We start from the raw sequence: 10,781 nt of genomic DNA, 5'->3' as shown, positions 1-10,781 counted from the left end.
TTTTGGCCAACGACTTCATTTGTTGAACAATGTCTGGGCGGTGATGGTCGATCAGGGCGACGCCGGAAAACACCCCCGGGTTGGCTCTCATCACGTCCAACATGTAGGCATGGTCGTATTCATAGAAGCTCATCTGGATCAACACAATCCGCTCGACTCCTGCCGGTCGGCAATGGCTGAAGAGTTGCTCCGCGGTAAAACTTTTAGGTTGCATGTCCGATTTGGAAAAATGCGGACTGATCGGGTATTTGTCGGTGTCGGCAGTCCAGACATGCACGTGGGCGTCGATCCACTGCGGCGATGGTTTTGCTGAGCGGGCGTCGACGGGTGAGGCAACGCAGGTTTGTGTGGCTGTTGCTGCTGTGGCAATCATGCCGCCGACAAACGTGCGTCGCGACAGCTTGGTGGATGGATCGTTTTTCAATTTCGTGTCCTGCGTTTTGGCGTTAAACAAACTCGACCAAGAATCGTCGATAGATTTCTGCGGCCTGGATAACTTGGCTGCACTCAATGTATTCGACCGCCGCATGCGCTTGGTCGATGCTGCCCGGTCCCAAAATCATGCTGGGAATGCCAATTGCCCCGAACTTGCTGGCGTCGCTGCAAAACGGAACTCCGATCAAATCTGCGTCCATTCCCATCTCGCGAAGGACGTTTGCCATTGTTTTCACGGCGGGCGAATCCGCGTCGGTTTCCAGCGGACGATCGCTTAACATCGGTGGATGCATGACGACATCCATGCTGGGGTGTTCGTCCGCGACTGAGTCCACCAGTTGCTGATAATGTTCCAAGACGGTTTCGCGTGTTTCGCCCGGCAATAGCCGACGATCGATCTCGATCTCACAGCGGTCGGGTACAAAATTGATTTGCACGCCGCCACGGATGACGCCAATATTGCAGGTTGCTGGTCCAAGCAGCGGATGCTTCTGCTGTGACAACCGCAACGTATCTTGCTGAATCGCCGTGATCACGTGTGCCATGTGCTCGATCGCGTTAACGCCCAAATGAGGTTTGGCCGAGTGGGCCGCTTTGCCTCGTGTTTCAATTTTCCAGCGAACGAGCCCCTTGCTGGCAATGACTGCCTTCAAATCAGTTGGTTCGGCAACGATCGCCGCTTCGGCGGTCCACGGATTTTGCGGCGATGTTTCGTGGCTCAAAATTCTGGGATCGACGTCGCCTGGATCGAGCGAGTTGCATAATGCCACCACCCCACGGTACGAGAATTCCTCGTCGATCGTGGCTGCGAACAACACATCACACTCGGGCGTGATCTCATCGGCTGCGAGTTGGGCGACAGCGTGCATCATCGCGGCCATTCCGCCCTTGGTGTCACAGGCACCGCGGCCGTACATTTTGCCGTCACGGATCTCGGGGGTCCATGGATCAATTGTCATGCCAATGGTAGAGACCGTATCCATATGGGCTTCCAGCACGATTCGCCGCTGGGGATCGCGACCGGGAACTCGAGCGATGACGTTGGGACGGTCGGGATAGACAAGTTGTCGCCATGTTTCGATGCCGCGTGTGGCAAAGAATTGCTCGACGAAATCGGCTATTTCCGCCTCGGGGACGCCCGCTTCGTAATTCGGATTGACGCTATTGATCCGTACCAAGTCGGCGAGCGTATCGAGCACCGAATGAGTTGACCGTTCGTTCTCACACAGGTTTCCTTTACTCATCATGATCTCCGCCGAGGTTTGTGTGTGCGAGACGGTCACGTTGCCACTGAATCTCTTCGATCGGGCCGACGACAAACAGATAGGCAGCGATGCCCAGTGCCATGACGATCGCAGCAATGTAGAACGCGGTTTGATACGACCCGGTTTGCTCGACCGACCAACCCGCGACCAACGGCGATACCACGCCACCCATGTTGCCGATACAGTTTTGGATTCCGGTCCAACTTCCCGCCGCGGGGCCGGCCAAGGTTTGAGTCATCGCCCACACGTTGGCGGTAAACATGCCCAAGGCACAACAGCCGCCTGTAATCAACGCGATGCATACGGTCGAAGACTCGGCTCGCGATGCCGCGATCAACAATATTGCTGCGATCGCCAATCCACCCAGCGAAATTGATTTTCGAGCGAATGTGGCCGAACTTCCTCGTTGGATTAATTGATCGGCTGCCCAGCCCCAGAACACCGACGATGCGGCCATCGCCAAAAAGGGAAGCGCCGCCGAAACCGCGGTCTCTTTCAGATTCAGATGATGGACGTCCATCAAATATGACGGCAGCCACGTCAGCAGAAAGTACCAGACGTAGCCAAGTGAAAACATGCCGATCGAACTTCCCCAGACGGCGCGATTTAAGCCGACTTGAACCAGCGACGGGCGATCGACGTGTCCCGCTGCCTTCTCGTCCGACGGACTGCTCTGCCGCGGTCGCGAGGGAACGTAGCGAATCCACGGCAGCAACCAGAAAATGCTGCCGACACCTAACGCGATAAACAACGCACGCCAACCAAATTGGTCGACCAACAGCCCGCCCGCCAGGATGCTTAGCGCAGGGCCGATTTTGGTGCCGGCATCGATCAGCGAGTTGGCAGTGCCCCGTTTGTGTTCGGGAAAGTTTTCGACAATCAATCGTGATATCGCGGGATACGCGGCACTTTCACCCAATCCCAATAACAACCGGGCCGCCAACAGTGCAGTGAATCCACCGACGAATCCGGTCAGCGCCGTGGCGATCGTCCATATCAAATAGCCGCCCGCATAGACCCACTTCACATCAAACCGATCGACCAACCAACCCGCTGGCAGTTGCAACAGTGCGTACGTCCAAAAGAAGACCGACAACAGCAGTCCCTTCTGAGTCGGCGTCAGCGAGAACTCGAGTTCAATCGCAGGGATCGCAACCGATAACGCGCCGCGATCAATGTAGTTGACCAAGATCGAGGTGACCAACAACGCGAGCAGTATCCAGCGACTGCGGCGGAGCACCGCGGACGGATCGATGCGATTAATGTGAGTGTCGATAGGAGTGCCAATTTAGGTGGGAATGTGGGATAGGCTTCCAGCCTGTCATGCGGTTTGATAGGCAGGCTAGAAGCCTATCCCAATTTTACGCGAACAGGTCATGGACGACGTTGCCAGCGACGTCGGTCAGTCGGAAATCGCGACCGGCATGCCGATACGTCAGCCGCTTGTGGTCGAGTCCTAGTAAGTGCAACATTGTTGCATGCAGGTCATGGATATGGACTTTGTTTTCGGTGGCGTAGTAACCGTACTCGTCGGTGGAACCGTACTGGATTCCGGTTTTCACACCCGCACCGGCCATCCACATCGTGAATCCTTCGGGGTTGTGGTCGCGTCCGTCGTTTCCAGCACCCTGACACGTCGGAGTGCGACCGAACTCGCCACCCCACACTAGTAGCGTGTCCTTCAGCAACCCTCGCGACTTCAGATCTTTCATCAATCCTGCGATTGGCAGATCGACTTCGGCCGCATTTTGCGTGTGTCCTTTGCGGAGGTTGCCGTGTTGATCCCACTGGACCTCGGTATTGCTGTGCGTGATTTGCACAAACCGCACGCCACGCTCGACGAACCGCCGAGCCATCAAGCATTGGCGACCAAAGTCGGCAGTGGTTTCATTGTCGATCCCATAGAGTCGATGTGTCGCCGCGGTTTCCGCAGCCAGATCGAGTGCTTCCGGCATCTCGGTCTGCATGCGAAACGCCAACTCAAACGATTTAATGCGAGCTTCGAGCGCCGAGTCAGGACCGGTGGTCTCAAGAAATTCACGGTTCATCGACTGAGTCAAATCCAGTTGCATCCGCTGTGCCTCGAGCGACATGCGTGCGTTCTTGACGAACTTCACTCGCGCTTGGTCCGACGGTTGGCTGGCGTTGCCGATCGGGGTTCCCGCCACACTCGCAGGAAGAAATGCGGAACCCCAATTCTTGGTGCCGCCGTGAGCGAGCGTCGGGCAAATCGTGATGAATCCTGGCAGATTTTGGTTTTCAGTCCCCAGTCCATACGTGACCCATGATCCCATGCTGGGACGGACGAAAACGTCGCTGCCGGTGTGCAGTTTCATGCTGGCACCCCCGTGGGCCGGGTTGGTGCCATGCATTGAGTTGATGATGCAGAGGTCGTCGACACACTCGCCGACGTGCGGGAACAGCTCGCTGACCGCGATGCCACTTTCACCGTAACGTTTGAATTTCCAAGGCGAGCCCAACAGGTTACTGGTCGGAGCAAATTGAACCCGCGGCTTTTCGAACGGCAGCGGCTTGCCATCGTCTTTTTGCAGTTGTGGTTTGTAGTCGAACGTATCCATATGCGACGGGCCGCCTTTCATAAACAGAAAGATGACACGTTTCGCTCGCGGCGGGAAATGGGGAAGAGGCAGGTCGGATTGCCGAGACGACGTATCGGAAGCACGCGTTTCATCAGTCAGTAGCGATGCCAGCGCCAACGACCCAAAACCGGCGGCGGTTGTCTGCAAAAGCTGTCGTCGTGATACGTTCATCATTGTAAATACGCTGCAAATGTGGGATAGGCTTCCAGCCTGTCATTCTTGAAATGTGGGATAGGCTTCTAGCCTGTCATTCTTAAAGGTAGGGTAGGCTTCTAGCCTGTCATTCGGTAAATGTTGACATAGCCGCCTAGCCTGTCATTCCAAAAACATTCATCTGTGGTTTGATAAATCGAAGGGGAGGTTGGAGAGGACTAAAAAGCCTTACACATGATGACAGGCTGGAAGCCTATCCCACTTTATCTTAGGTAGACAAATTCGCTCGACGATACGACCGATTGGCAAAGGGCTTGCCAGGCGAGTCGCTCGGGATTGGCGTCGCTATTGGTTTGCAGTTGCAGTTTTTGGAATTGAGACAGGAAGTGGGATGCGTCAGAGACTTCAGCGTCGCTGGCCGGACGACCATAGGTTTCCATATACAAGCGGCTGATTCGTTTCTGCGAGTCTGATTCACTTTCCCACAAACGATCTGCAAACGCCAACGACAAGTCGCCGACCTCGTCTGAGTTCATCAAAAACAGAGCTTGCGGCGCGATCGTGCTGGTGTTGCGGTCGCCTGTCAACACGCTTGCGTCGGTGTAGTCAAACAACTGGAACATGTCGTACAGATGGTTGCGAATTACCGGCACGTAAATCGAACGTCGCGTGGAATCGTATTTCGATTTGTCTTCGGAAGTATGGTTAAAAACGTATTCGCGATTTTTGTACTGCATGATGTTGCCGCCGGTCGTGCGGTCCAATTTGCCGCTGACCGCCAGTAATCCGTCGCGAATCGCCTCGGCCTCGAGTCGGCGAAGGTTGTATCGCCAATACCACTGGTTGCTGGGATCAACTTCGGCGCTCTCAGCCACGTAATCGCTGCTTCGCCGGTAGGTTTCCGACAACATGATCATGCGGTGCATCTCCTTGATTGACCAACCCCGTTCGACAAATTGAACCGCCAGCCAATCGAGCAACTCGGGATGCGTTGGCGGGCTGCCTTTCATACCGAAATTGTCAACGGTGCTGACAAGGCCTTCGCCAAAATGGCCTCGCCACAGTCGGTTGACCATTACGCGGGCAGTCAGCGGATGGTTTCCGCTAGTTAACCAGCGTGCAAACTCGAGCCGACCGCTGTGATCCGCCGGGATCGGCGGTTGATCGTCAATCGCAAGCACCTCCGGAACACGCCGAGGCACGACGTCACCGAGTGTCAAATGGCTGCCGCGAAGATGAACGGACGTGTCAGCGATCTTGCCTTCGGTAACTCCCATCGCCGTAGGCAATTCAGGAGCCGCGTCTTGCAACTTTTTTAGTTCTTCGCGAAGTTTTTTAAGTTCCGTTTGCGTTTCGGCAGGAAATTGTTTTTCGATCTCCTCGGGTTTTGCTTCGGCAGCAGGCGGCGGATCGAGCGTTGCTTTGGCTTTGGCAACTTGCGCTGCGATCCGTTTTTCTTGAGCCGCAATTTGCTGTTGATGTTGCTGGAGTTCTGCAGCCTGCTCAGCCGTTTCGATCGTATTCTCGTGCCACTTCGCGACGGTCTTGTAGCTGTCCATCGTCTGCGTGCTTTTGAAAATTCCGGCCAAACCGTAGTAGTCATGATGGCTGATCGGATCGAACTTGTGCGTGTGGCAACGGGCACATCCGAGAGTCAGCCCGATGATGCTGCGACCGACGGTATCGATTTGCTCATCGATGATATCCATCTCCATTTTGGCTTCGTCCTGTTCTGCCAAAACTTTCGGTCCTAACACCAGGAATCCGGTCGCAATCAAGCGTTCGTTGCGGAGGGCGAAATCTTCGCCGGAATCGAGCAGGTCGCCGGCGAGTTGTTCAACGACAAATTCGTCGTAAGGTTTGTCGTTGTTGAGTGAACGGACGACGTAGTCGCGGTAACGCCAAGCGTTACCATGGACCACGTTTTCGTCGAGTCCGTTAGAATCGGCATAGCGGGCGACGTCCAACCAGTGACGTCCCCATCGCTCGCCGTAGTGCGGCGAGGTAAGCAATCGGTCGACGACGTTGGCAAACGCGTCGTGGGAATCATCCGCCAGAAATGCGTCGATTTCCTCCGGAGTCGGCGGCAGACCAACGAGATCGAACGTGGCACGGCGAAGCAGCGTTCGTTTGTCCGCCGGCGGATTGGGACGCAGTCCTTTGGCGTCTAGTTTGGCGCGAATGAACGCGTCGATCGGGTTCGGAGTTCGTTGACTGTGTCTGGCCGCAGTATCCTTGGTCGAAACACCGCGGATCGGCGGTGGGGTGACTTTCACAGGCGGCTGAAACGCCCAATGTTTGCGACCTTGCTCGATGTCGACATCGCCACGCTGAGCGATCGGACCCACGTTTCCCGAATCGGGGTGCGGTGCGCCCATTTCGACCCAGCGAATGAGGTCCGCAATTTGGATGTCGGACAACCTTTCGTCCGGCGGCATCTTTAGATCGTTGTCCTGGTACCGGACTGCGGTCACCAGCAAGCTACTTGTCGGTTTTCCCGGTATCACCGAGGGCCCGGCAAGTCCACCCGTCAACATGCCTGCGAGCGTGTCGACACGCAATTCGGATTCCTGAGTCTCAGGGCCGTGACACTCGTAGCAATGATCGATCAACAGCGGGCGGATCTTTGACTCGAAAAAATCAAACTGCTCGGCACTCGGTTTGGCCGTTTCCGCTTCCGTAGACCAAACTGTGGTTGGGATGATGTGCATCAGGCAAATCACGAGGCCCAATGCTCGACACAAAGTGCGTCTTGGCATGTTGGCCGTACTGGCGAAGAACGATGATTGCGTGGCAGAGGGATACATCGCTCGTCTCCTAAAGTTTGGGGTTACCGGCTTCGTAGATTTGCCCGATCTCGTTTTCATCAAGGGCATCGCCGAGCATCAGGAACTCGTCCATCCGTCCATTGAAATTTCGGATCGCGTGTGAGGTTTTGTCGACGGGACGCCCCCAGTTGCACAGTTCGGCATCGCCGATGCGGAGCGGACCGTCGTAGTCCAACGAGGCTTCGCAAGGTACACGTTGGCCATTGAAATAGTGACGAACGGTTTTGCTACGTCCATCAAATACCGACGCGACATGGATCCATTGACCAAGCCGCGTCAAATCGACCAGCGGCGGTGTGTAACGCCAAGCCACTCCGGATGCTTGGCTGACCGAAAGTCCGAGTTGACCAAGTTGGTCGAATTGCCAGTGGACTTCGCCCGCATCCCAGCCATCGGTCAACAGCAGCGAACTGAGCAATCGATCAAGCCCGTCGACGCGAACCCAGGCTGCTAACGTGATCGATTCGTATTCGCCTGCCAGATGGAATCGCACTCGGTCGCTTGGACGTTTGAAATCGAGTGCGGACTTCTGAGGCCAACGCCCCTCGGTCCATGCACATCCGATGATCGATCCATCGGAATCGGTTCGATTCACGGCAAGATTTTCAAGCATCCCAGCGGATGTTTGGGGAGGAGCAAAATCGTAATACATCAATACGCGGGGATCGTTGCGGATTTCAGCACTCCAGCGTTGCCAACGTTCGTAACGCTGCTGCAATTGCTTGTTGTGATCGCGTTGCAAAAGCGATTCCGACGGCATCGCGGTGATCCGTTTAGCGACCGCAGCCGAACGGCCATCCTCATCCACGCTGATCGATTCGCCCGTGACCAATTCATGAAGTGAATCGGCATCGGCGGCGGCGGATGGACCGTACAGTTCTACCAGCCCGTCAAAGACGTGCACTTCGGTGCTGTTGCCGGGAGATGCCGACACGCCAAATTCGGTACCGAGGTCGACGATCTTTGTCTGTGGCGTCAACACCGTGAACCCGCGAGCAGGCACCGGGACTTTTGCCCAGGCGTTGCCTTCGTGCAGCATCACATGATTCGAATCGCGAATCTCGAGTCGTGCAGGGCCTTGGAGGGTTAATACCGCACCACGAAAAAACTGCAATTGCACCAAGCCCGATTCCAGATGCAGTGTCGCATTGGATGAAATAGAATCACCGACGCTATAGGTTGTATCGCCGAGCCAGGCGACGTCGACGACTTGATTCAGTAGTGCGACGGAGTTGTCCACGGGTTCGGCGGCGACGGGTGCCTTGGTCGCCTGAGTCAACCTGGGCTTGCCCGATCCCGAATGTCGGCCCGTCCACATGCCTGCCCAAAAAGCAATCATCACACTGGCGGCAATCGCAGCGACCGCAAGCGGTGCCCAACGCCGCAGTTGTTGACGCGCCACCCGTAGACTGGATCGATCGAGCACGCTGTGCAGGAAATCGAATTTCTCAGACTCGGCAGCAATTCGCTGTTCCAACCGCTGTGCAAAGTCGTCGGCGGATCGATCGTTACGCACGACCATCGCGAGACTCTCGTCCATTTCCACTTGATCGCGGTAGCGGCGGTAGAGCGAATCGTCGCTGGCGAGATCACGTGCCAGGCGATCCATTTCCGCATCGCTGAGTTCGCCATCGAGCAGACGGTCAAGCTGTTCTGTTAAATGACGTTCGTTCATGTCGTCCCTTCCGAGACGCGTGTTTCCACACAGTTCCGCAGCAGACCGCGAAGTCGCGACAGTGCTTGGCGAACGGCGGCAGGCGTCATGTCAGTTTCGCTGGCGATTTGAGAAGCATTTTGACCGCGTTGGTAGCGGCCATCGACCAAGGCTCGGCCATGTCCAGGAAGGTGTTCAACACATTTTCGCAGCGCCGCGAACCAATCTTCGGACCACGGGGTGGTGACCGGTTCGTCGGACATCGCCAGCATCGCTTCGCTGATGGATGCATTGACCACGCGTCGTCGGCGAGACGATTTGCGCAGTTCGTTGCGGACCAAATTGCGAGCGATCGAACGCAGCCAGGGGCCGGCTTGGTCAAAATCCTCGAGTGTTTCTATCCGCTCATAAGCAACGACAAATGCATCCTGGGCGAGGTCGTCCACCGCGTCCGGCATCGCGCCGAGCATCCGAATGAACATGCGAAGTCGGGCTTGGTGTTCAAGCACGAGTTTGGCGAATTCGTTTCGTTGCATCGGTCACGTTCCTTTCACAAACACCATGTCGCCAGATCCGTCAGTGTGACACGAATTTCGAAAAAAAACTCGGCATTCCGACAAAACCGCTGTTCCGCCAAAGAGACCAATCGGCTTCAAGTTGAGGGTCGGAAATCGAGCCCTCAGCGAGATTTCCGGGGAGGGCACGGTAACGCTGAGCTTTCACTTTGTCATTTCTAACACTCCGCCCCCACAGGTGAAGTTGCTCCGCTCGTTCTGATTTATATGGGTCGAGACGCGTCAACGGTTGGGGGTAACGCATTACCCGGTGCCTTACCAGAACGTCCAGCTTAGGCCAGAGGCCGATACATCCTCTGCCGTGGCCGTAAGGCCACGGGATGCAGCGGATGAGCTGCAAAGGCCGGAGGCCGACACAATGACGTTCTCTTACGCCCCGCGGCTCACTACTACATTTGTCGACCGCTTAATACCTCCAACGCTTTAAGTAGCTGATCAGGTTTCTCATCTGGTCGACGTTCATCACACGTTGCATGCCTTCGGGCATCAGCGACACAGTCGAGGCACGGAAGATTTCGATCTCTTCACGTTCGAATCGTCGCGTCGTGCCGCCCGGCAGCGTCAGGGTGACCGCGTCGCTCGTTTCACCGGCTAACAAACCGCTGACCGCTTCGCCATCCACGGTCAAAATGCTGAAACTCGCGTACGACGCGTCGATCGCGGAGCTAGGATCCAGGATCGCGGCGAGTAGCGATTCAGGCGTTTTGGTGCGGCTGTCGCTGATGTCCGGTCCGACGACATGCCCCACGTCATCGATGCGGTGACAATTGGCACAGTGCTGGGCAAACAACGCTTTGCCTGCCGCTACATCCGCGGTTTCAATTTGTTTGGCGGCGGATTCGTATTCACGCATCACCTTCAACACATCACCCGCCGGGGCAAACGTCTCACGCCCGAGTTTGGCAAGGTTGGCGTCGGAATGACGGCGGAACCAATCCATCGACGACGGATCGACGAAGGTGCGTGGCAGTTTGCCATCGCCGATTGCGTTGAGCAACCAAGTCGCTGTTTCCACGCTGCCGCGGACCGCCGTGACGATGGCAACGCGGTCGGTCGGCGAAATCGAATCGGCGTGTTCGAATACTTGGTGTTTGGTCCACTCGGCATCACGCTGCATTAACGCTCGATATGCCGCAGCACGCACGGTCGGCTCGACGCTCTTGTCGACTAGCTCTCGCATCTGTTCAGGGAACGACGACTGATTTCGACACCACTCGATGGCATCCAAACGTGTGCTCGCCGCGTGTTTGTCGTCGGTCGCGATCGAGGTC

General features: G+C 56.2%; 8 protein-coding genes. All 8 read right to left on the bottom strand.

All coding sequences use genetic code 11. The features are described from left to right. The coding region (locus tag RMSM_RS37580) for an amidohydrolase family protein (RefSeq protein ID WP_236622373.1) at positions 1 to 424 on the bottom strand (424 nt) is incomplete at its 3' end. A gap of 22 nt (positions 425 to 446) precedes the next feature. Beyond that, positions 447 to 1,679 carry a M20 family metallopeptidase gene (locus RMSM_RS30870; protein WP_063870286.1) on the bottom strand — a complete coding sequence of 411 codons (1,233 nt, stop codon included), beginning with the start codon at positions 1,677 to 1,679 and terminating at the stop codon, positions 447 to 449. Then, entirely contained in the window at positions 1,672 to 2,940 is a 1,269-nt protein-coding gene (locus tag RMSM_RS30865) for an MFS transporter (RefSeq protein WP_008706787.1), read from the bottom strand. Before RMSM_RS30865 ends, RMSM_RS30870 begins: the two co-directional genes overlap by 8 nt. A 121-nt stretch (positions 2,941 to 3,061) precedes the next feature. Further along, positions 3,062 to 4,471 carry a DUF1501 domain-containing protein gene (locus RMSM_RS30860; protein WP_040770377.1) on the bottom strand — a complete coding sequence of 470 codons (1,410 nt, stop codon included), beginning with the start codon at positions 4,469 to 4,471 and terminating at the stop codon, positions 3,062 to 3,064. 245 nt (positions 4,472 to 4,716) lie between these two features. After that, entirely contained in the window at positions 4,717 to 7,164 is a 2,448-nt protein-coding gene (locus tag RMSM_RS30855) for a PSD1 and planctomycete cytochrome C domain-containing protein (RefSeq protein WP_008706783.1), read from the bottom strand. 106 nt (positions 7,165 to 7,270) lie between these two features. Then, positions 7,271 to 8,956 (bottom strand): LamG-like jellyroll fold domain-containing protein, encoded by a 1,686-nt coding sequence (locus tag RMSM_RS30850; RefSeq protein ID WP_008706781.1) that lies wholly within the window; start codon positions 8,954 to 8,956, stop codon positions 7,271 to 7,273. Continuing rightward, entirely contained in the window at positions 8,953 to 9,471 is a 519-nt protein-coding gene (locus RMSM_RS30845; protein WP_008706779.1) for a sigma-70 family RNA polymerase sigma factor, read from the bottom strand. Before RMSM_RS30845 ends, RMSM_RS30850 begins: the two co-directional genes overlap by 4 nt. A 445-nt stretch (positions 9,472 to 9,916) precedes the next feature. Next, a partial coding sequence (locus RMSM_RS30840; RefSeq protein WP_040770373.1) for a c-type cytochrome occupies positions 9,917 to 10,781 on the bottom strand: 865 nt, incomplete at its 5' end.

It is taken from the genome of Rhodopirellula maiorica SM1 (genome assembly GCF_000346295.1).
Taxonomy (GTDB): domain Bacteria; phylum Planctomycetota; class Planctomycetia; order Pirellulales; family Pirellulaceae; genus Novipirellula; species Novipirellula maiorica.
This window is presented reverse-complemented; position numbering and strand designations above follow the sequence as displayed.